General features: G+C 64.9%; 24 protein-coding genes. 19 read left to right on the top strand and 5 right to left on the bottom strand.

What is annotated here, in order from left to right:
• The first annotated feature begins 3 nt into the window (after nucleotides 1–3).
• The 4 genes from proB (at nucleotide 4) to FJ527_RS08430 (ending at nucleotide 4,460) form a co-directional block, all read left to right on the top strand.
• Nucleotides 4–1,140, top strand: coding sequence for a glutamate 5-kinase (proB, locus tag FJ527_RS08445; protein ID WP_015315193.1), 1,137 nt, complete (start codon nucleotides 4–6; stop codon nucleotides 1,138–1,140).
• 3 nt (nucleotides 1,141–1,143) lie between these two features.
• A complete protein-coding gene (locus FJ527_RS08440; RefSeq protein ID WP_140822651.1) occupies nucleotides 1,144–2,430 on the top strand; it encodes a glutamate-5-semialdehyde dehydrogenase in 1,287 nt (428 codons plus the stop codon).
• Nucleotides 2,431–2,457: 27 nt separating this feature from the next.
• The gene (locus FJ527_RS08435) at nucleotides 2,458–3,090 is read left to right on the top strand and encodes a nicotinate-nucleotide adenylyltransferase (protein WP_224591736.1); all 633 of its coding nucleotides are present in this window, start codon (nucleotides 2,458–2,460) and stop codon (nucleotides 3,088–3,090) included.
• 71 nt (nucleotides 3,091–3,161) lie between these two features.
• Complete coding sequence (locus tag FJ527_RS08430; protein ID WP_140822649.1) at nucleotides 3,162–4,460, top strand: MFS transporter; 1,299 nt, start codon at nucleotides 3,162–3,164, stop codon at nucleotides 4,458–4,460.
• Here the strand turns inward: FJ527_RS08430 and FJ527_RS08425 are convergent, their stop codons facing one another.
• Complete coding sequence (locus FJ527_RS08425; protein WP_140822647.1) at nucleotides 4,461–5,312, bottom strand: mechanosensitive ion channel domain-containing protein; 852 nt, start codon at nucleotides 5,310–5,312, stop codon at nucleotides 4,461–4,463.
• Nucleotides 5,313–5,554: 242 nt separating this feature from the next.
• On the opposite strand from FJ527_RS08425, the gene rsfS reads away from it, so the two are divergent.
• The 10 genes from rsfS to FJ527_RS08375 all read left to right on the top strand — a co-directional run bounded on the left by rsfS (nucleotide 5,555) and on the right by FJ527_RS08375 (nucleotide 15,125).
• Nucleotides 5,555–5,932, top strand: coding sequence for a ribosome silencing factor (gene rsfS, locus FJ527_RS08420; RefSeq protein WP_015315198.1), 378 nt, complete (start codon nucleotides 5,555–5,557; stop codon nucleotides 5,930–5,932).
• Nucleotides 5,933–6,014: 82 nt separating this feature from the next.
• Nucleotides 6,015–6,497 carry a 23S rRNA (pseudouridine(1915)-N(3))-methyltransferase RlmH gene (rlmH, locus tag FJ527_RS08415; protein WP_140822645.1) on the top strand — a complete coding sequence of 161 codons (483 nt, stop codon included), beginning with the start codon at nucleotides 6,015–6,017 and terminating at the stop codon, nucleotides 6,495–6,497.
• A gap of 157 nt (nucleotides 6,498–6,654) precedes the next feature.
• Nucleotides 6,655–8,004: a murein hydrolase activator EnvC gene (locus FJ527_RS08410; RefSeq protein ID WP_140822643.1), complete on the top strand. Its 1,350-nt coding sequence runs from the start codon at nucleotides 6,655–6,657 to the stop codon at nucleotides 8,002–8,004.
• Between the two features lies 1 nt (nucleotide 8,005).
• Nucleotides 8,006–9,337 (top strand): S41 family peptidase, encoded by a 1,332-nt coding sequence (locus FJ527_RS08405; RefSeq protein ID WP_015315201.1) that lies wholly within the window; start codon nucleotides 8,006–8,008, stop codon nucleotides 9,335–9,337.
• Between the two features lie 182 nt (nucleotides 9,338–9,519).
• Nucleotides 9,520–10,701, top strand: coding sequence for a divergent polysaccharide deacetylase family protein (locus FJ527_RS08400; RefSeq protein WP_140822641.1), 1,182 nt, complete (start codon nucleotides 9,520–9,522; stop codon nucleotides 10,699–10,701).
• 36 nt (nucleotides 10,702–10,737) lie between these two features.
• Nucleotides 10,738–11,259 carry an RNA pyrophosphohydrolase gene (locus FJ527_RS08395; RefSeq protein ID WP_140662582.1) on the top strand — a complete coding sequence of 174 codons (522 nt, stop codon included), beginning with the start codon at nucleotides 10,738–10,740 and terminating at the stop codon, nucleotides 11,257–11,259.
• Nucleotides 11,260–11,356: 97 nt separating this feature from the next.
• Nucleotides 11,357–12,496 carry an alanine racemase gene (alr, locus tag FJ527_RS08390; RefSeq protein WP_140822639.1) on the top strand — a complete coding sequence of 380 codons (1,140 nt, stop codon included), beginning with the start codon at nucleotides 11,357–11,359 and terminating at the stop codon, nucleotides 12,494–12,496.
• 271 nt (nucleotides 12,497–12,767) lie between these two features.
• A complete protein-coding gene (gene rnk / locus FJ527_RS08385) occupies nucleotides 12,768–13,190 on the top strand; it encodes a nucleoside diphosphate kinase regulator (RefSeq protein ID WP_140822637.1) in 423 nt (140 codons plus the stop codon).
• 14 nt (nucleotides 13,191–13,204) lie between these two features.
• Nucleotides 13,205–13,747 (top strand): nucleoside-diphosphate kinase, encoded by a 543-nt coding sequence (locus tag FJ527_RS08380; RefSeq protein WP_140822635.1) that lies wholly within the window; start codon nucleotides 13,205–13,207, stop codon nucleotides 13,745–13,747.
• A gap of 121 nt (nucleotides 13,748–13,868) precedes the next feature.
• On the top strand, nucleotides 13,869–15,125 hold the full coding sequence (locus FJ527_RS08375; protein ID WP_140822633.1) for a D-amino acid dehydrogenase: 1,257 nt from the start codon (nucleotides 13,869–13,871) through the stop codon (nucleotides 15,123–15,125).
• A gap of 61 nt (nucleotides 15,126–15,186) precedes the next feature.
• Here the strand turns inward: FJ527_RS08375 and FJ527_RS08370 are convergent, their stop codons facing one another.
• The 3 genes from FJ527_RS08370 to FJ527_RS08360 form a co-directional block, all read right to left on the bottom strand.
• A complete protein-coding gene (locus FJ527_RS08370; protein WP_140822631.1) occupies nucleotides 15,187–17,331 on the bottom strand; it encodes a phosphatidylserine/phosphatidylglycerophosphate/cardiolipin synthase family protein in 2,145 nt (714 codons plus the stop codon).
• The gene (locus tag FJ527_RS08365; protein ID WP_015315209.1) at nucleotides 17,328–17,771 is read right to left on the bottom strand and encodes a hypothetical protein; all 444 of its coding nucleotides are present in this window, start codon (nucleotides 17,769–17,771) and stop codon (nucleotides 17,328–17,330) included. Before FJ527_RS08365 ends, FJ527_RS08370 begins: the two co-directional genes overlap by 4 nt.
• A gap of 188 nt (nucleotides 17,772–17,959) precedes the next feature.
• Complete coding sequence (locus FJ527_RS08360) at nucleotides 17,960–18,841, bottom strand: LysR family transcriptional regulator (protein WP_140662594.1); 882 nt, start codon at nucleotides 18,839–18,841, stop codon at nucleotides 17,960–17,962.
• Between the two features lie 159 nt (nucleotides 18,842–19,000).
• Between FJ527_RS08360 and FJ527_RS08355 the strand changes: the two genes are divergently transcribed.
• Nucleotides 19,001–20,497 (top strand): CoA-acylating methylmalonate-semialdehyde dehydrogenase, encoded by a 1,497-nt coding sequence (locus FJ527_RS08355; protein ID WP_140822629.1) that lies wholly within the window; start codon nucleotides 19,001–19,003, stop codon nucleotides 20,495–20,497.
• 236 nt (nucleotides 20,498–20,733) lie between these two features.
• Nucleotides 20,734–21,039, top strand: coding sequence for a hypothetical protein (locus FJ527_RS08350; RefSeq protein ID WP_015315212.1), 306 nt, complete (start codon nucleotides 20,734–20,736; stop codon nucleotides 21,037–21,039).
• Nucleotides 21,040–21,064: 25 nt separating this feature from the next.
• Here FJ527_RS08350 and FJ527_RS08345 read toward each other — a convergent pair whose 3' ends face one another.
• Complete coding sequence (locus FJ527_RS08345) at nucleotides 21,065–21,715, bottom strand: GntR family transcriptional regulator (protein ID WP_246677695.1); 651 nt, start codon at nucleotides 21,713–21,715, stop codon at nucleotides 21,065–21,067.
• Nucleotides 21,716–21,825: 110 nt separating this feature from the next.
• On the opposite strand from FJ527_RS08345, the gene FJ527_RS08340 reads away from it, so the two are divergent.
• Genes FJ527_RS08340 through FJ527_RS08330 form a run of 3 tightly spaced genes read left to right on the top strand, consistent with a single transcriptional unit; the run spans nucleotide 21,826 to nucleotide 25,092 of the window.
• Nucleotides 21,826–22,719, top strand: a complete 894-nt coding sequence (locus FJ527_RS08340; RefSeq protein ID WP_015315214.1) for a dihydrodipicolinate synthase family protein — start codon at nucleotides 21,826–21,828, stop codon at nucleotides 22,717–22,719.
• 19 nt (nucleotides 22,720–22,738) lie between these two features.
• Nucleotides 22,739–24,076: an FAD-dependent oxidoreductase gene (locus tag FJ527_RS08335; RefSeq protein WP_181166304.1), complete on the top strand. Its 1,338-nt coding sequence runs from the start codon at nucleotides 22,739–22,741 to the stop codon at nucleotides 24,074–24,076.
• Between the two features lie 14 nt (nucleotides 24,077–24,090).
• Nucleotides 24,091–25,092, top strand: coding sequence for a 4-hydroxyproline epimerase (locus FJ527_RS08330; RefSeq protein WP_140822620.1), 1,002 nt, complete (start codon nucleotides 24,091–24,093; stop codon nucleotides 25,090–25,092).
• The last annotated feature ends 282 nt before the right edge of the window (nucleotides 25,093–25,374 follow it).

Genomic DNA, 25,374 nt, shown 5'->3' with positions numbered 1-25,374 from the left:
GCCATGCAGCCGCTCAGGAAATACCGGCGCATCACCGTCAAGATCGGCTCGGCATTGCTCGTCGACCGCGCGAGCGGCCTGAAGCGCGACTGGCTGGCCTCGCTCGCCGACGACATCGCGGTGCTTGCCCAGGGAGGCGCCGAAATCCTCGTCGTGTCGTCGGGCGCCATCGCGCTCGGCCGCACCATCCTTGGCCTTGGCAAGCGCGCCCTGAAGCTCGAGGAGAGCCAGGCCGCCGCCGCCGTAGGGCAGATCGCGCTCGCCGGCGCATGGTCGGACGCGCTCGGCAAGGGTGCCTTGAAATCGGGCCAGATCCTTTTGACGCTCGGCGACACCGAGGAGCGCCGGCGTTATCTCAACGCGCGGGCCACCATATCGACGCTGCTCAAGATGAAGGCGGTGCCGGTCATCAACGAGAACGACACGGTGGCGACCTCCGAAATCCGCTATGGCGACAATGACCGGCTGGCGGCCCGCGTCGCCACCATGATGGGCGCGGACCTTCTGGTGCTGCTCTCCGACATTGACGGGCTCTACACCGCGCCGCCAGCGTCGGACCCCGGTGCAAAGTTCATTCCGGTGGTCGACCGCATCACACCAGACATCGAAGCGATGGCGGGAGCCGCCGCGTCCGAGCTGTCGCGCGGCGGCATGCGTACCAAACTCGACGCGGGCAAGATCGCCAATGCTGCGGGCACGGCGATGATCATCACCTCCGGCACAAGGCTGTCGCCGCTGATGGCGATCGAGCGCGGCGAGCGCGCGACGTTCTTCAAGCCCAGCGCCAATCCGGTGAAAGGCTACAAGACCTGGATCGCCGGCCAGCTCGAACCGGCCGGGCGGCTGACCGTCGATGCCGGCGCCATCGGCGCGCTCATTTCGGGCAAGTCGCTGCTGCCGGCCGGCGTCAAGCTGGTCAGCGGCAATTTCTCCCGCGGCGACACGGTGGCGATCCTGTCGCCCGAAGGCCGCGAGATCGCGCGCGGGCTGGTTGCCTACGATGCCGCCGATGCCGTAAGGATCGCAGGCCTGAAGACGGCCGAGATCGAGACGGTGCTCGGTTACGAGGCGCGTTCGGCGATGATCCACCGCGACGATCTCGTCGTAAGTCACGCCGGAAGCGACACAAGCGGAGGATGAGCCATGCTGAAGCTGCATGAAAAATCCGGGGACGACACCGTGGCGCTGATGGCCGATATCGGGCGCCGCGCCCGCGCTGCCGCCCGACCGCTGGCCATCGCCACCGCCGCCGCCAAGAACGCCGCTCTTGTCGCTATGGCCGACGCGATCATTTCCCGCGCGCGGGACATTCTCGACGCCAACGCCATCGATGTCTCGAATGGCCACGAATCCGGGCTTTCCGGCTCTTTCATGGATCGGCTGAAGCTCGATCCGGCACGCATCCGCGCCATGGCGGACGGTATTCGCGAAATCGCTGCCCTGCCCGATCCAGTCGGTGATGTCATCGCCGCGTGGGAGCGGCCGAACGGTCTGCGCATAGAGCGCGTACGTACGCCGCTCGGTGTTGTCGGCGTCATCTATGAAAGCCGACCGAACGTGACGGCGGATGCCGGCGCTCTCTGCCTCAAGGCCGGCAATCCGGTCATCTTGCGCGGCGGCTCGGATTCGCTCAATTCCTCCTCGGCGATCCATGCCTGCCTGGTCGAGGGACTGAAGGCGGCCGGTCTGCCCGCGGATGCCATCCAGCTGGTGCCGACCACCGACCGCGCCGCGGTCGGCGAGATGCTCAAGGGGCTTGGCGGCAATCTGGACGTCATCATCCCGCGCGGCGGCAAAAGCCTGGTCGGGCGGGTGCAGAGCGAGGCGCGGGTGCCGGTCTTCGCCCATCTCGAAGGCATCTGCCATCTTTATATCGACCGCTCCGCCGAGCTCGACATGGCGGTGCGGATCGCCGTCAACGCCAAGATGCGGCGCACCGGCGTCTGCGGTGCCGCCGAAACGCTGCTGGTCGACCGTGCGGTCGCCGCCACCCATCTGGTGCCGATCCTCGACGCGCTGCGCGCCGCCGGCTGCGAGATCCATGCCGATCAAGAAGTGATGAAAATGTTCTTCGACGCCAAGCCAGCGACCGATGCCGACTGGGTGACCGAATATCTGGACGCCGTCATCGCGGTGAAGCTGGTTGACGGCGTCGATGGCGCAATCGAGCATATCGAGACTTTCTCCTCGCACCACACCGAGGCGATCGTCGCCGAGGACGCGAAGGCGGTCGAACGGTTCTTCAACGAGATCGATTCGGCGATCCTGCTGCACAACGCCTCGACGCAGTTCGCCGATGGCGGCGAGTTCGGCATGGGTGCCGAGATCGGCATCGCCACCGGCAAGATGCACGCGCGCGGGCCGGTCGGCGTCGAGCAGTTGACCTCGTTCAAATATCGCGTGCGCGGGTCGGGACAGGTGAGGCCTTGAAGCTTTTCGTCGCCAGAGCCTGAAGCGATGCTGGCCTCTTCCGAACCGGCGATACCCTCCAGCTATCTGAAGATGCCGCATGCCGAGAAAGGGCTGGCCGTCGGACTGTTCGGCGGTTCGTTCAACCCGCCGCATGCCGGCCACGCATTGGTCGCCGAAATCGCTTTGCGGCGTCTGGCGCTTGACCAGCTTTGGTGGATGGTGACCCCAGGCAATCCGCTGAAGAGCACGCGCGAACTGGCGCCGCTGGGCGAGCGCATCGTGCTTTCCGAGAAGATCGCCAAGAACCCGAAGATCAAGGTCACCGCCTTCGAGGCGGCACACAATGTGCGCTACACCGCCGACACGCTGGCGCTGGTCAAGGCGCGCAATCCCGGCGTCGACTTCGTCTGGATCATGGGCGCCGATTCCCTGCGGGACTTCCATCGCTGGCAGCGCTGGCGCGAGATCGTCATGACCTTTCCGATCGCGGTCATCGACCGACCCGGCGCGACACTGTCCTTTCTGTCGTCGGTTGTCGCCAAGACCTTCGATTACGCCCGCATCGACGAAGGCGACGCGCCAAGGCTTGCGCGGATGAAGGCGCCGGCCTGGACCTTCATCCACGGTCCGCGTTCCTTGCTGTCGTCGAGCGCGATCCGGAAGATGGCGAAGGGTTGAGCGTCTCGTCCGTCCGGCCATGTCGTTTTTACAGCGGCGTCCGCCTGACCCATGGGCGATGCTGACCAGCCATGGCGATTCACAAGAAAACCCATCCCACGATCGATCCCGACCAGGGCAGCACGCCTGCGCCGCTGATCGCGATTGCCAGTGTCATCGTGTCGATGGCGCTGATTGCCATCGGCAACGGGCTGATGTTCGCCTATATCCCCGTCCGGCTCGGCGTCGAAGGGTTCGATCCGGTCTGGGCAGGGCTGATCGTCACCGGCCTGTCGGCCGGCGGCCTCGCCGGCTGTATCCTGACCGGTCCGCTGGTGCGCCGGGTCGGCCACGCCCGCGCCTTCATGGTGCTGTCGGCGCTGATCGCGCTGTCCAATGCCGCCATCGGCGCCGGACCGCACCCGCTGCTGTGGATCGTGGCGCGCGCGCTTTACGGCTTTGCCATATGCGGCCTGTTCATCGTCGCGCAAAGCTGGCTCAACGACGCGCTGCCGAACGCCGTACGCGGCCGGGTGATGGCCGTGTTCTATGTCGCCTACATTGCCGGTCTTGGCGTTGGTTATGCGACGCTTGCCGTGATCGACATCCACACGGCCACCGCGTCGCTGATCGGCATCGCCTTTACCGCTCTGTCGATCCTGCCTGTCGGCATGACACGCCTTGCCCAGCCGCCGGCGCCGCAGGCGGCTTCGGTGGCGTTGCGCCAAGCCTGGCGAATTTCGCCGGTCGGCGTCGCCGGCATGCTGGCGGTCGGCGGCCTGTCGATGATCATTTCCGGCTTCGCGCCCATCCACGCGACGGCCAAGGGCTACAGCCAGGCCGATGTCGCGCTGCTGCTGTCGGCAATGCCGGTCGGCACGCTGATCCTGCAGATACCGCTCGGCTGGCTCTCCGACCGTACTGATCGGCGCTACGTGCTTGCCGGCGCCGCGGCGCTGGCGGTCGTTGCCAGCGTGCTCGCCATCGCCTTCGACGGCGGTGCGCTGATGGCGCTGGTGGTGATCTACCTGATCTGGGACGGGGCGGCGGAATCGATCTATGCGCTCTCCAGCGCGCATGCCGCCGACCGCGCCAGGAAGGATGAACTGCTTGCCCTGTCCAGCTCGATGCTGTTTGCCTGGTCACTCGCCGGCTTCATCGTGCCGGGCATTGTCACGGCGCTTTCCGCCGTCTTCGGCACGGCAACCTTCATCTATGTCGGCATCGTCATCGCCTCGGCATTCTGCCTTTTCGTGCTGTGGCGGGTGATCGCGGCGGTCCGCGTTCCGGCGGCCGCCACGGGCAGTTTCGCACCGATGTCGGCGCAAGCGCCCTTGCCGGTCGAACTCGCCTTCGCGCCGGACGAAGTGGTCCGCCACAGGGGCGACTGATTACTGTTTGCGGGCCTCGGGTGGCGGTGCCTTCGGAGGCGGCTGCGGGATCGAGATGCCCTCGCTGTCGAAGGCCTGCTTGGCGCGTTTCGTCATGTCGATCTGGGTGGCGAAATGGTCCGCCGCCGCGGTCCAGTAGCGCAAGGTGAGCGAAACGGTCGTATCGCCGAGCCCGGCCACGAAGGCGATCGGCGCCGGTTCGCGGCGGATGCGCTTCTCGGCACCGGCAATGGCAAGCAATGTCTTCTGGGCGCCGTCTATGTCGTTCCAGGAGCCGATGCTGAGCGTGATGTCGGTGCGGCGCACGCCGTTGCGGGTGAAATTGCGCACCGGCTGATTCCACAGCGTCGAATTCGGCGCCAATATGTAGATGCCGTCGGCGGTCCTGAGCTTGGTGGCGAAAAGGCCGATTTCCTCGACCGAACCGGCAATGGAACCGACCTCAACGGACTCGCCAATGCGGAATGGCCGCAACGCGAGCAGCATGATGCCGGCGGCGATGTTCTGCAGCGTGCCTTGCAGGGCGAGACCGATGGCGAGGCCGATGGCGCCGATCGCGGCGATGATCGATGCAGTCTGCACGCCGAACTGGCCGAGCACCATGATGGCCACGAGGATCAGAATGGCGTAGCGCGCGATCTTTGAAAAGAAATGCCGCAGCGTCGCGTCGAAACCATGGATATGGCCGAGGCCAGCCGAGATCGAGCGCTCGGCAAGGTTGGCAACGATGTAGCCGACCACCAGGAGGATGACGGCGCCGATGGCGGAAAAGGAATAGGAGACGATCAGCGTACTCAGCTGCGCGAGGCCGGTCTGGACGGTGAGAAGGGTGTCTTGCGGGTCGATCGGCATGGCGGGATTCCGGTTGGTCGGTCAGCCGGTAACCGCTGTGGAAGGCCTGGGTTCCGATGTTTTTGCGTCACCCGTGGAACAACAGTCCACTCGGCGAGTTCGCGTCGATCGGGGTTCCGTCTTGAAACTGCAACGGAACTCTGCCTATCTAAGTGGTGTCACCTGCTTTAAGGGGTGATTTGGTTGTTCTTGCTGCGAAAGGAAATACACTGAGAACAGCACTGCGGAAGAAGGCCGACATCGTGCCTTCGCCGGCCAGGATCAGCGTAGACGACGCCGTGTCCCGTGCCATCAAGACAGTCCTTGCCAGTCTGGAAGACTCCAAGGCCGAAAACATTGTCTCAATCGACATTCAGGGGAAATCGAGCCTCGGCGACTACATGGTCGTTGCGTCGGGCCGATCGCACCGTCATGTCGCGGCTGTCGCCGACCATCTCCTCAAGGCGCTCAAGGATGCCGGCCTCGGCACCGCGCGCGTCGAGGGACTGTCAGGCGCCGACTGGGTCCTGATCGATTCTGGCGATATCATCGTCCATGTCTTCCGCCCCGAAGTCCGCGAATTCTACAATCTCGAAAAGATGTGGCAGGCGCCGGATCTCGAGGAAGAGACCCTCCACTAAGCCGATTGTGTTCGATGCATGTCGTTGCCGTAAACCGGTTCCCCCTGTCGGGTGACATGCATTAGCGGCTATAGAGGCGAGGATGAGGATTTCAGTTCATGCCGTGGGCCGAATGAAAGCCGGCCCCGAGCGGGAGTTAGCCGACCGCTATTTCGAGCGGTTCGCCAAGAGCGGACCCGGCGTGGGGCTCGAATTCGCCGGGATCACCGAGATCGTCGAGGGCCGCGCGCAGAGCGCCGCCGAGCGCCAGCGCGACGAAGGTTCGCGGCTGCAGGCACAACTGCAGCCAGGTACGGCCCTCATCCTGCTCGACGAGCGAGGCAAGAGCCTGTCTTCACAGGATTTCGCCGGCAGTCTCGGACAGTTGCGCGACGGCGGACGCAAGGCGCTGGTCCTCGCCATTGGTGGCGCCGACGGCCACGATCCGTCGCTGCGCGGCCAGGCCGAGCTGGTGATGTCGTTCGGGGCGCTCACCTGGCCGCATCAGCTGGTGCGGGTGATGCTGGGTGAACAACTCTACAGGGTGGCGACGATCCTGTCGGGTCATCCCTACCACAGGTCCTGAAAGCCGCCGGATCGCACCGAATTTGGCCCCAAATGCCGCGCAAGATTCGACGTGGGCCTGTTTTTCCGTTGCATTGCGTTATTGCGAACCCTTTGGGCGACAGGCGCTAACATGGTTGATGATTCGTTAACGAAGGCGCGGATAGAATCGATCGCGAATGTCTGAAGGCTGGAAATCGACGACGGGCCCATCGACGGGAGGCTCCTGGCGCATGCGCTGCGGTGTCGCGGCGGTGGCGGCGCTTCTGTCGTTGCATGCGGTGCGGGCCGAAAACACGCTCGACATGGCGCCCGATCCGGACCAGAGCCGTGCCGAATACGAGCAGGTTTCGAAGGAAATAACGCTGTCGTCCGAACGGCTGGCCAAGCTCGCCGCCGATATCGCAACGGTCAAGAAGGACCACGCCTCGATCACCGCGGCACTCATCCAGTCGGCGATGACCGAGCAGAAGCTCGGCCAGGACATCGAGGACATCGGCGCCAAGCTGGAAGGGCTGAAGGGCCAGCAACAGAAGATCCGTACTTCGCTGGCGGCGCGGCGCGACGTGCTGGCCGAAGTGCTGGGCGCCCTGCAGCGCATGGGGCTCAACCCGCCCCCGGCGATCCTGGTCAAGCCGGAAGATGCGCTGTCGTCGGTGCGCAGCGCCATCCTGCTCGGCGCCGTGGTGCCGGAACTGCGCCAGCAGACCGACAGCCTGCTGGCCGATCTCAAGGAGCAGACCCGGGTGACGGCTTCGATCGAAGCCGAACGGGCGCGGCTGACGGCGGCGGTCGGCGATCAGACGGCGGAAAAGAAGCGGCTCGGCATGCTGCTCGAAGCCAAGCAGAAGCTCGAGACCGACACCAAGGCGCAGATGGCGGCCGAACAGCAGCGTTCCGAGCAATTGGCGGCCAGAGCGAGCAGCCTGAAGGATCTGATCGCCTCGCTCGAAGCGCAGGCAGACAAGAACCGCAAGGCGGCGGATGCCGCAAAGGCAGCCGCCGCTGGCCAGGCCGGCGGCACCGACCCCGGTGGCGACCAGACAGCATCGCTGCCGGTTCCCGAAGGCAACAGGTTGACCGCCGCGGCGCCTTTCTCGGCACTGCAAGGACAGGTCGCCCTGCCGGTCACCGGCCGCATCAAACGCAGGTTTGGCGCCGACGACGGTAACGGCGCCTTGATGCTTGGGGACATGGTTGCGACACAATCGGGAGCCATCGTTACCGCGCCGGCGGATGGGAATGTGCTTTATGCGGGGCCGTTTCGCTCCTACGGTCAACTCTTGATCCTCAATGCCGGCGACGGTTATCATGTCGTCTTGGCTGGGATGAGCAGAATCAGCGTCGCGACTGGCCAGTCGGTGCTTGCAGGAGAGCCGGTCGGCGCGATGGGAGAAGCCCGGGTGGCAAGCACCTCGGTTTCGAAGAATGGAAATGCCACGCCGGAGCTCTATGTCGAGTTCCGCAAGGATGGAAAACCCGTCGATCCGGCCCCATGGTGGGCGGACCGTTTTTCTGGAAGGACGTGAAATGATGCGGAAACTGTCGCTTCTGTTTGCCGGTGCGCTGATGGGCGCGTCCGCCATGAGCCTTGTCTATGGCGCACCCGGCTCGGCGGCGAACGCTGCGGGGTCGGAGACCTACAAGCAACTGGCGATCTTCGGCGACATCTTCGAGCGGGTGCGGGCGCAGTATGTGACCCCGCCCGACGACAAGTCGCTGGTCGAGAACGCCATTAACGGCATGCTTTCCTCGCTCGACCCGCACTCCTCCTACATGAACGCCGAACAGGCGCAGGACATGCGCGTGCAGACCAAGGGCGAGTTCGGCGGCCTCGGCATCGAGGTCACCATGGAGAACGACCTGGTCAAGGTGATCACGCCGATCGACGATACGCCGGCCGCCAAGGCTGGCGTGCTGGCCGGCGACTATATCGCCAAGATCGACGGCGAGGAGGTTCGCGGCCTGACGCTCAACGACGCGGTCGACAAGATGCGCGGCCTGGTCAACACGCCGATCAAGCTGACCATCCTGCGCCAGGGCGCCGACAAGCCGATCGAGCTGACGGTGGTGCGCGACATCATCAAGGTCAAGGCGGTCAAGTTCCGGGTCGAGAACGATATCGGCTACATGAAGATCACCTCCTTTACCGAGAAGACCTATGACGACCTCGAGAACGCCATCGAGACCATCAAGAAGCAGGTGCCGGACGACAAGCTGAAGGGCTATGTGCTCGACCTGCGCCTCAATCCGGGCGGCCTGCTCGACCAGGCGGTGAGCGTGTCGGACGCCTTCCTCAAGCGCGGCGAGATCGTCTCGACGCGCGGACGCGATCCAAAGGACGTCACCCGCTTCGACGCCAAGCCGAAGCAGACCGACGACATCAACGGCAAGCCGATGATCGTGCTCGTCAATGGCGGCTCGGCCAGCGCTTCGGAAATCGTCGCCGGCGCGCTGCAGGACCTGCGCCGCGTCACGGTGGTCGGCACGCAGTCCTTCGGCAAGGGCTCGGTCCAGACCATCATCCCGCTCGGCGAGAATGGCGCGCTCAGGCTGACGACGGCGCTCTATTACACGCCATCGGGCAAATCGATCCAGGGCAAGGGCATCACGCCCGACATCAAGGTCGACCAGCCCCTGCCGCCCGAACTGCAGGGCAGGGACCTGACGCGCGGCGAATCCGATCTCAAGGGCCATATCAAGGGCGCCGACGAGAGCAAGACCGGCTCGGGCTCCGCGGCCTATGTGCCACCGGATCCGAAGGACGACCTGCAGCTCATCTATGCCGAGCAGCTGCTGCGCGGCCAGAAGACCGATCCGGCCTTCCCGCCCAATCCGGAAAAGGCCGTGCTCAACCAGTAAGGCAACCGGTCTGGCCGGTTGAACGAAGCAATGCAATGCTGCCGGGACCGAAAGGTTCCGGCAGTTTGATTCGGGGGGCAGGACCAGGCCTCCAGATATGGCGCCTAGGCGCCAGGATTGATGAATTCGTGCATGTGTTGCCGAAGGAGGTCACCTTCGGAACCGTGCATCGGGGATAGGGCTTGGCTGATATCGGCAAGGACATCGAACGCCCGCTTGGACAGGCCGTCCGGGCGCCTCGCGGCGCCGGCAAGATCAGCGTCGGTGTGATCGCGGCGAGCGCGATCGTGCTTGCCGTGGTCGGCGTCTCGGCCGCGATCGCGTTCAGGGAAAAGCCGTTTCGAAAGCCGCAGGAAGTCGCCGTCTCGACGCCGAAAGTGACCGCGGCGGCCGAGCCCGCCGCGTCGCCTCCCGCATTGGCCCCGGCGGCGGCGCCAAAGGTGGAGATGCCGGCCAAGACGGGCGGTCCGCAGATCATTCATGTGCAGACCGAAGAAGGCGATGGCCCGCCAAAGGCGGCAATCGTCATTCGCGATCCATCGACCGTCGGCCAGAACCTCAAGATCGCGCATATTCCCGACAAGGCGCTGATCGAAACCAGTGAAACCGGGCCCTTGCCGATGCGCTCCGCCGACGGAAGGCGACCGTTCGACGTCTATGCGCGGCCATGGTCCGGCACGCGTGGCGCGCGTGTGGCGATCATCATCGGCGGGCTCGCGGTTTCACAGACTGGTACCCAGGCGGCGATCGCCAAGCTGCCGGCGGAAGTGACGCTGGCCTTCGCGCCACAGGGCAACAGCATCGGCCGCTGGATGCAGGCTGCAAGGCAGAGCGGCCACGAGGTCGTCATGCAGGTGCCGCTCGAGCCGTTCGACTATCCCAAAGTCAACCCCGGCCGCAACACGCTGACGGTGGCGGCGAGCGCGGAAGAAAACCTGAAGAACCTGCACTGGGCGCTGTCGCGGACGACGAACTACACCGGTGTCATGAACTATATGGGCGCGCGGTTTTCCGCCGACTCCGCGGCGATGGAGCCGTTCATGGCCGAACTTGGCAAAAGGGGCCTCGCCTATATCGACGACGGCTCGTCGGCGCGCAGCTTGGCTCCGGACATGGCGCTGAGGAATGGCGTCCCTTTTGTCGCCGGCGACACGGCGATCGATGCGGTGCAGGATCGCGGCGCCATCCTGAAGAAGCTCGACAGTCTCGAAGCGATCGCGCGTGCCAAAGGCACGGCCGTCGGCATCGGCTCGGCTTTCGACCTGACGGTCGACACGGTCTCGTCATGGGTGGCCGAGGCCAAGAAGCGCGGCATCGAGATCGTGCCGATTTCAGCGGTGGCCGTCGATCCGCAAAAGGGTTAGCCAAGGCCTTCGGAAGGCGACTGGAGAGACTAAGTGATGCCGCAGACGAAAAAAGTCGACCGCGAAACGCTGCCCTACCGACCCTGTGTCGGGCTGATGATCCTCAATGGCGAGGGGCTGGTCTGGGTCGGGCATCGCATTGCCGAACCCGACAGCGAGTTCGCCGGCACGACGCAGCTCTGGCAGATGCCGCAAGGCGGCATCGACAAGGGCGAGGAGCCGTTGCAGGCCGCCGAGCGCGAGCTCTACGAGGAGACCGGCATGCGCAGCGTCTCGCTGTTGGCAGAAGCGCCGGACTGGATCAACTATGACCTGCCGGACCATCTGGTCGGTATCGCCTTCAAGGGGCGGTATCGCGGCCAGACGCAGAAATGGTACGCCTTCCGCTTCCATGGCGATGCCAGCGAGATCCAGATCAATCCGCCGCCGGGCGGCCACACAGCCGAATTCGACAAATGGTCATGGCGGCCGATGCAAGACCTGCCCGACCTGATCGTGCCGTTCAAGCGCAAGGTCTATGAAGAGGTGGTGGGCGCGTTCCGTCACCTTGTGCCATAGCTGGACGGGCTCCGGCCGCGGTTCAAACGCCCGCGGTTGCCGCGCCGGTTCGACCGCCTTATTGATTTGATGTCTGTCCGTCACAAGAAGGGCCGCCATGTACGACGCCCCCAAAAGATCACTGCCCGAGGAAGCCGACGCCCCGAGCGAGGCTGCTGCCGGGGCCATCCTCACCATCGATCTTGGCGCGATCCGTGAAAATTACCGGCGACTGAAGGCGCGGCTGGGCGGCGTGCGCTGCGCGGGCGTGGTCAAGGCCGACGGCTACGGTCTGGGTGCGAGCCAAGTGGCATCGGCGCTGATGAAAGAAGGCTGCGACATCTTCTTCGTCGCTCTGCTGGACGAAGGAATCGCGCTCCGCAAGGCGATCGGGGCCGGACCCGCGATCTATGTGCTGAACGGTCTGCCGCCAGGTTCCGAGGGGGAAGCGGTCGCATCTGGTCTTTGCGCGGTCATCAACAGTGGCGCACAGTTGAGGGCCTGGCGCGCGGCGGCCCATCGCGTTGGCCAAAGACTTCCGGCCGCGATCCAGATCGACAGCGGCATGTCGCGGCTTGGCATGGCGCCGCCCGAAGTCGAGGCCATGGCCGGCGACACCGCCGCGTTCGATGGCATCGCCATCAGGTATGTAATGAGCCACCTGGCCTGCGCCGACGAGCCGCACCATCCCGCCAACGAACAGCAGCGGCGGGCCTTCGAGCGGTTGCGTGCCATGCTGCCCGGGGCACCCGCCTCGCTCGCCAATTCCTCCGGCATCTTTCTGGGACCGTCCTACCATTATGATCTCGCCCGCCCTGGCGCCGCGCTCTATGGCATCAATCCGACGCCTGCCGAACCCAACCCGATGCTGCCCGTGGTGCGGCTGCAGGCCAAGGTGGCGCAGACGCGCAGCGTCGAAAAGGGCACCGGCATCGGCTATGGCCACACCTACCATGCGGAAGGGCCGCTCAGCCTGGCGACGATCTCGTTCGGCTACGCGGATGGCTGGCTGCGCCGGTCCGCGTCGGCCGCCTGGTTCGAGGGCGCGCGCCTGCCCTTCCTCGGACGCGTGTCGATGGATTCGATCATTCTCGACATCTCGGCCTTGCCGCCCGGCAGGCTCCGCGAAGGGGATCTCGTCGAACTGCTCGGCCCTTCACAGAGCGTCGACGATGCCGCCGGCCATGCCGGCACCATCGGCTACGAAATCCTGGCCAGCTTTGGGACGCGGTTTCATCGGCGCTATGTCGGCGGCTGAGCGGTTTGGCCGCGCTTGACAAGCGGACGCCTGTCGGCAAGGTTCGGCGCATGAGCAACCTCGCTTATAGCACAACTTTGTTCAGGGTCTGCCCGATCGCGGGATCGTAGCCCCGGCGCGGCCGCCTTCTGGCGTCCGTCCGTACCGGGGCATCCATACATCCACAAGCGCAAGCCGAACAGCTCTTCGCGGCTGCCGGCCTTTCATCACGCCGCCATCAGTGCGGCGGCAGGCGCGCATCCGTTCGATGCGCCGATCCATGAGGTTTGCCATGCAACATGCAAAAGAACTGCGTCCAAACAGCCATATTCTGATCAGCGAAGCCGACCATGACAGGCTGACCGGCCTGGCGAGGGCGTTGCTCGATCGCGCGCCCGAGAGGGCCGAGGAGCTGCTTTCGGAAATGGACCGGGCCGTCGTCACGAACGCGGCGGCGATGCCGGCCGGTGTGGTGCGAATGGGCTCGACGGTTATGGTGCGCGGCGAAAGCGGGGACACCCAGCGCATCATGCTGGTCTACCCGGGCGAGGCCGACATAGCCGAGAACCGGATCTCGGTGCTGACGCCGATGGGAACCGCGCTCATCGGCGCGAGCGTTGGGCAGGCGGTTTGCTGGAGCGGTCGTGGTGGTCGGGAACTGTCAGTGACCGTCGAAGCCGTCGATACGCCGGCTTCCGGCCCGCAACGAGCTTGAAGGCGGAGACGGTGATGACGAGCACGAATTGCTGCCTGACGACGAAGGACTTTGCCGTTCTCGAAGTCATGCTGGAGCGGCGGCGGGCATTCGCGGATCCGATCGTGCGCATGCTCGAACACAAGCTTTCACGCGCCGATGTCGTGCCGATCGATTCGGTCGGCCTTGACATCGTCACGCTGAACAGCAGGGTAGTGTTCGGCGTCGATACCGGTCCCGCGGAGACGCGAACCCTGGTGCCGCACGAGGTGCGCGGGCCGGTCGGCTCCAGCCTGTCGGTCGCAACGAGGCGCGGGCTCTGCATGCTTGGCATGGCGCAAGGCCAGACGGCAATGGTCGAACACGCCGACGGCCGGCGGGAGTCGATCCTGATCCGGGCCGTGCTTTACCAGCCGGAGGCTGCCCGGCGCACGGTCAGGCAGAAACACCAGGCTGACGCGCAGCGACCGCACGGGCTCAGGCTTGTCTACAGTGCCGCAGCCGATTGGAGGCCTCTTGGCGAGACGGCCGGAATGCGGCAGACAGACGACGACGACCTCGGTCCCTCGGCGGCGTGAATGGGCAACAGCGCGTGGTCTCGAAGATCGGCATCGATTTTCGCTCGGGATCATGCGCAAATCGAAAAATACGGCTGCGTCCACGCGCGTCCTGAGGACGCTCGGCGGCAAGGAGTGAATGATGAAAATTATGGTGCTGGGCAGTGGCGTGATCGGGGTGACCACGGCCTACTATCTCGCCGAGGCCGGCCACGAGGTGACCGTGATCGACCGCCAGAAAGGGCCGGGGCTGGAAACCAGCTTTGCCAATGCCGGCGAGATTTCGCCCGGCTATGCCTCGCCTTGGGCCGGCCCCGGCATCCCGCTCAAGGCGATCAAGTGGCTCTTGATGAAGCATGGTCCGCTGGTGGTGCGGCCGGCCTTCGATCTGCACATGTGGACGTGGCTGGTCAAGATGCTGCGCAACTGCACCGCCGAGCGCTACGCGATCAACAAATCGCGCATGGTGCCGCTGGCGGAATACAGCCGCGACACGCTGAAGGCGCTGCGCGAGGCGACCGGCATCGCCTATGACGAGCGGGCGCAGGGCACGCTGCAGCTGTTTCGCACGCAAAAGCAGCTCGATGGCACCGGAGGCGATGTCGAGGTGCTGAAGAAATATGGCGTGCCCTATGAGGTCCTTGATCCCGACGGCTGCATCGCGGCGGAACCGGCGCTGGCCGGGGTGCGTGAAAAATTCGTCGGCGGCCTGAGGCTGCCGGGCGACGAGACCGGCGACTGCAAGATGTTCACCGATAGGCTGGCCGAGCTCTGCGTGGCGCGCGGCGTCAAGTTCGAATACGACACGACGATATGGCGCGTCATCCGCAGCCGCAACCGCGTCAACAATATGAGCACCAGCAAGGGCTGGCTGACCGCCGACGCCTATGTGATGGCGCTGGGCAGCTATTCGGCTGGTTTCATGCGCCGGATGAAGCGACCGATCCCGGTCTATCCGGTCAAGGGCTATTCGATCACGGTGCCGATCAAGGACGCCGCCGCCGCACCGGTGTCGACGGTGATGGACGAAACCTACAAGGTCGCGATCACCCGGCTCGGCGATCGCATCCGCGTCGGCGGCACGGCCGAGATTTCCGGCTTCGACCTCAGGCTGCATGAATCGCGCCGGCGCACGCTCGAACACTCGGTCGGCGACCTGTTTCCGGGAGCCGGCGCGATGCGCGATGCGACGTTCTGGTGCGGGCTGCGGCCGATGACGCCGGACGGACCGCCGCTGATCGGCCGCACGGAGTTGTCCAATCTCTATCTCAACACCGGCCATGGCACGCTCGGCTGGACCATGGCCTGCGGCTCGGCCAAGGTGCTGGCCGACATCGTCTCCAACCGGGTGCCCGACATCGACGTGCGTGCCTTGGCGCAGGAGCGTTACCTGAAATAGCAGCCGCGCGTCTCGCGCTTTTTTCTTTGCTTATATCGTTGCCCCGGTACCGGGGGCGATATCAGAACGCCTGCCTGACCCACGCCTCGTCGAACAGCAGCCGGTAGGCCCACGGGATCGTCACATTGGTGGCGACCGGGTTCGAGTGGGCGAGGTAGTCGTCATAGACCGGCTTCATCCTGGCGTAGAAGGCGGGGTCGAGCACCATCATGCCGTTCTCCGAATCGTGGAAGAAGCTGCGGTTGTTGAGGTTGACCGAGGAGATGGCAACCAGCCTTTCATCGATCATCATGATTTTGGAATGCAGCACCACGTCAGGCGCCTTGAACTCGCGGATATCGATACGGTCGCCATATTTCTCGACGAACAGCTTGTTGAGTGCGGTGAGAAACCTGCCCCCGATATCGCCCTTGAGGTCGATGCGGCCGACAACGTCGATCCTGACGCCGCGGGCGAGCGCCCGGTCAAAAGCTTTGGCGAGGCTCGGCGTCAGATTGAGGTAGGGGTTGACGATCTGGATATGGTGCCGGGCGGCATCGACCAGTTCGACGAAATAGGCCTCCAGCGCATGGTCATCCTCATAGGGCATCGAGATGAAATGCCGGGCATTGCCCCGGGGGCCATCTCCGCGGACCGGGATGGAGAAGGGGCGCGCCAGGTTGGTGTCGGCGTCGCGCAGCCATATCGTCGACAGCTGCGCGGCGAGCGTCTCGACCGTCGCCCGGTCGGCGAACTCGATGTCGAAGTCGCTCCAGTTCGAGTAGTAATTCAGCGAAAACCCGTCGGTCTTGCCGTATTGCTCGAGGTCCGGATAGCGCGACAGATCGATCGGCTGGTGGAACAGGAAACCGTCATGGATGTTGCGGCCGCCGATGATGACGCGCGAGCGCGCGGGGTCCTGCGCCAGCGTGGCCAGCATCTTGACATGATGGACCTTGTGCAGTTGTGAAATCTGCTCGTCGATCGGCGCGCCGTGGTCCGCCCGCCAGCGATATTCCTGCAGCTCCACATTGGGGAATTCGGCGGCCAGCCGGTGCAGCATGGCGTCGTCCTTTTCGCGCTCCAGCACGTCGGTGACCATGATGCGCACCTTGGTGCCAAGCGCGGCATGATGGCGGATCAGCCGTTCGATGACCCGGCCGGAAAAATCGGCCTTGAATTCCAGCGAGGACAGATAGATCAGCTTCAGCCTTGGCGCCTTCGAGAAATCGAGCGGCAGTTCCGGATCGCCCCTGTCTATTGCCGCATCGGGCAGCGGCGCGCCCATCAGCGCCTCGACCTTGGCGTTGAAGCCGTCGCGCGACTTGCGCAGCAGCCTGGGCTCGCCGATCGGCATGGCGCAGGTCTGCGACAGCCAGCGGCCGGCATAGAAGGCGCGCTCGAGCGCATCGAGGCCGGCACCGCCGGGGACTGGGCAGCGCTGGTAGCGGCTGTCCAAGCTGGCAAGCGCCGGATCCGCGGTTTCTTCGCGCCGGATGGTGAGCGGTGTACCGGTGGGCGCAAGGCTGGAGCGGATCCTCGCCGTGCACCGGTTCAGGCTGTCGCCCGGGAACAGGCTGACCGTGTCGTCCTCGCCGGAGAGGTGAAAGCGGAATGCCGCGCCGGCGGCGATGGTGCGTGAGGCTCCGCCAGCGCGGAGCGCCAACGCGCCGTCGCAATTGCCTTCGATGTCGGCCGGCTGTTTGCCCGCCTGTCGCACGACGATCTCGGTGCTGCGTGCCTGCAAGCCGGAGAAATCGAAAATCCCGGGGGCCGAGGGCCGCGCCGCCGCATCGATATAGAGCGTCTGCCGCGACACCCGCCAGCGGCCGTCGAAATGACCGTCGCCGCTGCCCCCACCGACCGGCGGCAGATGAGCGTTGGCGACTGGTCCGGCCAGGTGCTGGAGCGTCGAATAGGTCGCCTGGAAATCGCGGTTCTGGACATCGAGGCGGTTGCGCCCGAAGGGGCCGGTGCCGTTGGCACGGTCCATGGCGCCGAGCTGGTTGTGGGCGAGCAGTGCCAGGAACCGTCTTTCATAGTCGCTGCCGCCGTCATTGCCGAAGAACTGCTCAGCCGCGACCCGCGACCCGGGCGTGCCAGCCGACAGCGAGGGCCGTGCGCAAGCCTCCTGCCCGGCCGATAGTTCGCAGGCATTGCGGCCCGCACCGCAGCCGGCAAGGGCGGCCAGCCCGAACAGGGCGAGGATGGCCGTGCGGATGTTCACCCCGTCGCCCCGGCCTTCATGACGCTCAACTGCGCCGGGTCGCGGGGCGGCATGAAACCTTGCGGGAAAACCTTGCAGACAGGGATGGCGAAGGTGGCGATCAGCAGGTCCGCCTCGCCGCGCATCTTGCGGGGGGCCGTCATGTCATCGCGGATCGCCCTCGCCGAGGCGACAAGGGCGCCGTCGCAGTCGCAATGGTTGCGGCGGGCGATGTAGCAGGCATCATGGGTTCGGCAAACGGCGTCGAGGCGATCGACAGGCCGGGCCGACAGATCGCCGGTGCGGGTGCCGGGACCGCAGTAATTGCCGATGACGAAAGGCGAGGGACGCGCCATGGCGTAGCGGATCGGTTTCGGCAATTCGGCTTCCGGAACTTTTGTCCATGGGTTGGCGCATGCGGAGACGAACAGCAGCGGCAGGATGGCAAGAACGGCTCGCATGTCTATCCGCGCCAGCTTTCTGAAAGATTTCCCCACCCGACCTGTCCCATGGCCGGCGACCGCACGCCTGATGCCACACTGGTCGGTTTTGTGGCAAGGAAAAGGCGGCGTGCGTGATCCAGGCCCGCGTTATTGTGATGTCGGCACCCTGCCTGAAGGGCGCGAAACCCGCAGGCATCTGGGCGAAATCAGGTAAACAACCCCCGCTCCCGTTCCACCGCCTTGGTGATGAAGGAGGCAACGATCTGGACGCGGCGCAGCGGTCTCACCGATTCGTGATAGACCAGCCAGTAGGCGCGGCGGATGGGCGCGACCACATCGACGGCGACCAACTCCGGCATCGAGCGGGCGACGAAGGTGTGCAGGATGCCGATGCCGGCGCTCGAGCGCACCGCTTCGGCCTGACCAAGTGCGGAGGAGATGGCAAAGCTGGTCCGCCAATCGGCGCTGAATTCGGCGGCGTAGTCGAGCGACGGGCTGACGATCAGGTCAGGCACATAGCCGATGAGGGTGTGCTGGCCAAGTTCGGCGGCGGTTTTGGGCAGGCCATGCGCGTCGACATAGCCGCGGGAGGCAAACAGCCCGAGCGAGTAGTCGACCAGTTTTCCCGCCACCAGCCGGCCTTCGGTCGGCCGCTCGACGGTTATGGCAATGTCGGCCTCGCGTCGCGACAGGGAGAAGGAGCGCGGCACCGGGACGAGCTGGATGGTGAGTTCGCGGTGCTGGGCGGTGAGTTCGCCCAGCCGCTTGGCCAGGAAAGCGACGCCGAAGCCGTCAGGCGCGCCGATGCGCACGGTTCCGGACACGTCGTCGCCTTCGCCCGATATGGTCGAGCGGGCGGCGATCATGTCGCCCTCCATGCGCTCGGCGATGTCGAGGAAGCGCTCGCCGGCCGGGGTCAGTTCGCTGCCGGTGGTCAGCCGGCGGAAGAGTTTCGTGCGTAACGCGTCTTCAAGGGCCGCGATGCGGCGCGAGACCGTGGCGTGGTTCAGCTCCAGCCGCCTGGCGGCGCCAAGGATCTGGCCGGCCCGCGCCACGGCGAGAAAGATGCGGACGTCATCCCAGTTCATGGCGTTCCCCTGATGGAGATCTCGGGCGAGTATTTGCGAGAATTGATGCTCACGCGTCAATCGATATCTATTTTACGCACAACGGTTGCGTTCTCCCTCGCGTTGCCATCGGCCGGCCAAAGGCGGACAATGCGACATCACAACCCAGGGAGAGAAATCATGATCGACTACGGTCATTTCATCGGCGGCAAGCGTGTCGCCGGCACCAGCGGCCGCAAGCGGGACGTCATGCAGCCGATGGACGGCACTGTGCGCGGCACGGTGGCACTGGCCTCGCAGGCGGAATTGCGCGCCGCGGTCGAGAACGCCAAGGCCGCACAGCCCAAATGGGCCGCGACCAATCCGCAGCGCCGCGTGCGCGTGCTGATGAAGTTCCTCGAACTGGTCGCCCGCGACTATGACGAACTGGCCGAGATCCTTGCGCGCGAACATGGCAAGACCATCGCCGACGCCAAGGGCGATATCCAGCGCGGCCTGGAAGTGGTCGAGGTTTGCATCGGCGCTCCGCACATGATGAAGGGCGAGTTCACCGACGGCGCCGGCCCCGGCATCGATGTCTATTCGATGCGCCAGCCGCTCGGCGTCGTCGCCGGCATCACGCCGTTCAATTTCCCGGCGATGATCCCGCTGTGGAAGATCGCGCCGGCGATCGCCTGCGGCAACGCCTTCATCCTGAAGCCTTCGGAGCGTGATCCGGGTGTGCCGATGCGCATTGCCGAACTGTTCATCGAGGCCGGTCTGCCGGCCGGCATCCTCAATGTCGTCAACGGCGACAAGGATGTCGTCGACGCCATCCTCGACGATCCCGACATCAAGGCCATCGGTTTTGTCGGCTCGACGCCGATCGCGCACTACATCTATTCGCGCGGCACGGCGGCCGGCAAGCGCGTGCAGTGCTTCGGCGGCGCCAAGAACCACATGATCATCATGCCCGACGCCGACATGGACCAGACTGTCGACGCGCTGATCGGCGCGGGCTACGGCTCGGCCGGCGAGCGCTGCATGGCCATCTCGGTGGCCGTTCCGGTCGGCAACGACACCGCCAACCGGCTGATGGAAAAGCTGATTCCGCGCGTCGAAAGCCTGAAGGTCGGTCCCTCGACGGATTCGGCAGCGGATTTCGGCCCGCTGGTTACCGCCCAGGCGCTGGAGCGCGTCAAGGGTTACGTCGACACCGGTGTCAAGGAAGGCGCCAAGCTTGTCGTCGATGGCCGCGGCTTCAAGATGCAGGGCTATGAGGACGGCTACTATATGGGCGGTTGCCTTTTCGACAATGTCACGGCCGATATGCGCATCTACAAGGAAGAGATCTTTGGGCCGGTGCTCTCGGTGGTGCGCGCGCCGACCTATGAGAACGCCATCAAACTCGCCAACGATCATGAGATGGGCAATGGCGTTGCCATCTTCACCCGCGATGGCGACGCCGCGCGCGACTTCGCCAGCCGTGTCCAAGTCGGCATGGTCGGCGTCAACGTACCGATCCCGGTGCCGATCGCCTATTACACTTTCGGCGGCTGGAAGGCGTCTTCCTTCGGCGACCTCAACCAGCATGGCCCGGACGCGTTCCGCTTCTACACCAAGACCAAGACGGTTACCTCGCGCTGGCCGTCCGGCATCAAGGACGGCGCCGAGTTCGTTATCCCGACGATGAATTGACCGGACGCTTTTTTATCTGGTCTTCCTCGCTGCAGGGCGGATGAGAAGATCGATTGAACCTGAGGCCTAAGTCCCCGGACTTAGGCCTTTTGTTTTTGCAAACGCTAATGTGATGGAACCGGTGGGGGATTGCGCGACTTAGGGCTGCAATCCTGCCGTGGAGGAGGCGCGGCAGACAACCAGGGCGCCGACGGCGGGCCGGTGGCATTGCATCGTCCGGCGCAAGGAGGTGTCAAATGACACGACGTCTTACGGCGACAATGTTCGTTGCGGCGATGGCGATGTGCTCGTGCGCTGCTCAGGCAAATGCAGCTGGGCAATGCGCGCCACGCGCCGATATCGTGAAGGCGCTCGGCGAGAACTTCCACGAAAGCGAAGCCGGGCGCGGCCTGATCAACCCCAATGTGGTCCTCGAGGTCTTCGTTTCGGAACAAGGCAGCTGGACGGTCTTGGCTTCCGATACGAAAGGCCAGAGTTGTATCCTGTCGGTTGGCGAAGGCTGGGACAGCCCGACACTCAAGGCGGCCTTGCCGGGCGCCTGAGCGATTTGCCTTCGCGCTCTTGCAACTAGCGCGTGGCGGCGACCTCGGCATGGCCGCGCAGCAGTGCCATCAGTTTCTTGGCGTCCTTGGCGGCGCCTTCCTCATCGCCGTCCAGGATCGAGCGGATCAATGCAACATGGTGCTCGGCGGACTCCGCCAGCCCGGTGTCGGCCTTGTAGCGGAACCAGAAGCGGCGGCTGTGGGTCTGCAGGGGGGCGGCCAGCCGGGCGGCGAACGGGTTGTCGGCGGCCAGCGCCAGCGCCTCGTCGAGCGCCTTGTCGGCCTGGATGAAGGCGAGCACATTGCCTGATATCACTGCTTTCTGCATGGCGAGCGCCGCCTCGTGGAACAGGTCGGCGGCCTCGCGGGTGACGAAGCGTGCGGCCGAACGGGCGAGCACCACCTCGACGCCGCGCCTTGCGTCGAGCACGCGCAGCCAGTCGCCGGGGTGCAGTGGCGCGATCGAGATGCCGGCGCGGGGCCTGACGTCGAGCAATCCCTCCCAGGCAAGCCGTTGGATCGCCTCGCGCACCGGCGTGCGGCCGAGCGCCAGCCGCTCGATCAGGGAACCCTCGGTGACAAAACTCGCCGGGGCCAGTTCGAGCGTGACGATCATGTTTTCGAGGACGCGATAGGCCTTGGTCGCCGCGGGCTCCGACACGATGCTTGCTTCCATGGATATCAAAGGCTCTCTCCTGATATATCTGGAATATATCATACAGATTCCGCATTGACAGCAGCTTTCCTAACAGATATACGGCTGATATATCAGATGGAGAGATAGCTATGTGGACCGGAGTTTTCCCCGCCGTCACGACCAAATTCACCGCCGACGACCGGCTCGATCACGCCGAGATGGAGCGCTGCTTCGGCCTGCAAATGGATGCCGGCTGCGATGGCATCATCGTCTGCGGCTCGCTGGGCGAGGGACCGATGCTGTCGCCTGACGAGAAGATCGAGGTGCTGAAGACCGCGCAGAAGATCGCTGGCAAGAAGCCGGTGCTGCTGACGGTCAACGAGGCCGGCACCCGCGAGGCCGCCAGTATCGCCAAGCGCGCCGCCAAGGAAGGCGCCAATGGCCTGATGGTGGTGCCGAGCCCGATCTACCACACCAACGCGGAAGAGACGGTGGCGGCGCTGCGCGCAGTGGCGGAAGCCGGCGACTTGCCGGTCATGATCTATTCCAACCGACTCGCCTACCGCGTCGATGTAAGCGTCGACCAAATGGAGGAGCTGGCGTCGGACAAGCGCTTCGTCGCCATCAAGGAATCCTCCGACGACATCCGCCGCTCGACCGAGATCATCAACCGCCTGGGCAGCCGCTACGACCTGTTCACCGGCGTCGACAACCTGGCCTTCGAGGCGCTCTCCGTGGGTGCCATCGGCTGGGTGGCCGGTCTGGTCACCGCCTTCCCGCGCGAGACCGTCGCCATCTACCAGCTTATGAAGCAGGGGCGCCGCGAAGAGGCGCTCGCCATCTACCGCTGGTTTCGGCCGCTGCTCGACCTCGATGTCTCGACCTATCTGGTGCAGAACATCAAGCTTGCCGAAGTGTTCGCAATCAACACCAATGACCGCGTGCGCATGCCGCGCATGCCGCTGTCGGGCGAACGCCGCAAGGCTGTCGAGAAGATCATCAAGGATGCGCTGGCGGCGCGGCCGACACTGCCGCAGTTCTAAAGAGGGTGGCGACAGCCAGATGAGAGGCAGCGCCCAGGTGCAAGGAAAGTCCAAATCGACAGACAAGGGGCGGCGCTCCTCATCCGCCCTGCGGGCACCTTCTCCCCGTGAACGGGGAGAAGGGAGAGACATCGCCATCGTCGGTGGCGGCATCATCGGCATTTGCGCGGCTGCCTTCCTTGCCGAGGCGGGACTGGACGTCACGCTCTTCGACCGCACGGGTATCTGCGAGGAGACGAGCTCCGGCAACGCGGCCGCCTTTGCCTTCTCCGACGTGTTGCCGCTGGCGCACAAGGGCGTGATCCGGCAGCTGCCAAAATGGCTCGCCGATCCACTCGGCCCGCTCAGCATTCCGCCCGCCTACCTGCCGAAGCTGCTGCCTTGGCTGATCCGGTTCTGGCGCGCCGGCGCGCCTGGGAAATACGAGGCGAGCCTGACGGCGCAGGCCGGCATGATGAAGCTTGCCGAGGCCGAATGGATGGATCTGCTCGATCGTTCCGGCACCCGGCCGATGCTGCGCGAGGACGGTTCGCTCGAACTCTACGAAGGCGAGGCCGAGTTCCGCGCCTCGCTGTCGGGCTGGGCGGCGCGCGAGCGCTTCGGCATCGGCTTCCGCCATGTCGAGGGCGAGATCCTGGCGGACCTGCAGCCGGGGCTGTCACCGCGCTTCGTCAAAGGCACTTTCGTGCCTGGATGGAAGACCGTCGCCGATCCAAAACTGCTCGGCAAGGCGGTGTGGGCGTACGCGCAGTCCAAGGGCGCCCGCTTCGAGATGGCCCGCATCGACCGCGTCGCGGCGGATCAGGATGCCGTGACGCTGACGCTGGCCGACGGCACGAGCAGGCAAGCCAGGCGCCTTGTCATCGCGGCGGGCGCCTGGTCGCATCTGCTGACGCGGCAACTCGGCGATCGCATTCCGCTGGAGACCGAACGCGGCTACAACACGACGCTGCCGACGAGCGCCTTCGACGTGAGGCGACAGTTGATCTTTTCCGGCCATGGCTTCGTCATCACCCCGCTCGAAACCGGCCTGCGTGTCGGCGGTGCCGTGGAACTCGGCGGCATCGAGCGGCCGCCCAATTTCAACAGGTCGAAAGCGCTCTTGCGGAAGGCGCGGGAATTCCTGCCGGGGCTCGATCCCTCGGGCGGGCGCGAATGGATGGGGTTCCGGCCCTCCCTGCCGGATTCGGTGCCCGTCATCGGCAAGGCGGCGCGAAGCCAGTCCGTGATCTACGCCTTCGGCCACGGCCATCTCGGCCTGACGCAGGCCGCGGCAACCGGGCGGTTGATCAGGGAATTCGTTCTGGGACAGACTTCATCCGTTGATCTGGCCCCCTTCAGTCCACAACGGTTTTGATCTCGAGGAGCGACATGGCCAAGAAATCCTTCTTCTGCATCGACGGCCACACTTGCGGCAACCCGGTGCGGCTGGTCGCCGGCGGCGGCCCGCTGCTGCAGGGCTCGACCATGATGGAGCGACGGGCGCATTTCCTGGCCGAATACGACTGGATCCGCACCGGCCTGATGTTCGAACCGCGCGGCCATGACGTGATGTCCGGCTCGATCCTCTACCCGCCGACCCGTGAGGATTGCGACATCGCCATCCTGTTCATCGAGACGTCCGGCTGCCTGCCGATGTGCGGTCACGGCACCATCGGCACGGTGACGATGGCGGTCGAACATGGGCTGATCAAGCCGAAGACGCCGGGTGTGCTGCGGCTCGACACGCCCGCCGGCCTGGTCATCGCGGAATACAAGCAGGTCGGCGAGTATGTCGAGGAGGTGCGCATCACCAACGTGCCGTCCTTCCTTTATGCCGAAGGACTGGCGGTAGAATGTCCGGGGCTCGGCGAGATCACCGTCGATGTCGCCTATGGCGGCAATTTCTACGCCATCGTGGAGCCGCAGGCGAACTATCGCGATATGGCCGACTATTCCGCCGGCGACCTCATCGCCTGGAGCCCGGTGGTGCGGCAGCGGCTCAACGAGAAGTATTCCTTCGTGCATCCGGAGAATCCCGGGATCACCGGGTTGTCGCACATGCTGTGGACCGGCAAGCCGACGGTCGAGGGAGCCGATGCCCGCAATGCCGTCTTCTACGGCGACAAGGCGATCGATCGCTCGCCCTGCGGCACCGGCACCTCGGCACGCATGGCGCAACTCCATGCCAAGGGCAAGCTCAAGGCGGGGGATGCGTTCGTCCATGAATCGATCATCGGCTCGCTGTTCAAGGGCAAGGTTGAAAAGGACGTCACCGTCGCCGGCAAGCCGGCCATCATCCCTTCGATCGGCGGCTGGGCCCGCATGACTGGACTGAACACGATCTTCATCGACGACCGCGATCCGTTCGCACATGGTTTCGTGGTCAAGTAGGAGAATCCTGACCCTGCGGAAAGGAGCGTGACGAAAAAACGAACCGTGTCAGGAATGCAACGATTCCTCTCATCACCTAATTTTGACGGTGATTTCTTCGAAACGGAGCGCATGATGCGGCTCAATCGTCAAAGACATTGCGTTATGCCAATGATAGGGTCCGCGATAGTCCAGGGGCTGGGTGCGAAAAGCGGGCGATCGGGAAGACGTGACTTGCAAACACGCGGAGCGGTCAAAAAAATCACGTTGCAATCCGGGCTCGAAACTTTACGACTAGGGGAA

This window comes from Mesorhizobium sp. B2-4-18 (assembly GCF_006441385.1).
Classification (GTDB): Bacteria; Pseudomonadota; Alphaproteobacteria; order Rhizobiales; family Rhizobiaceae; genus Mesorhizobium; species Mesorhizobium australicum.
The sequence above is the reverse complement of the archived record's forward strand: the minus strand, read 5'-3'. Positions and strand labels throughout refer to the sequence as shown.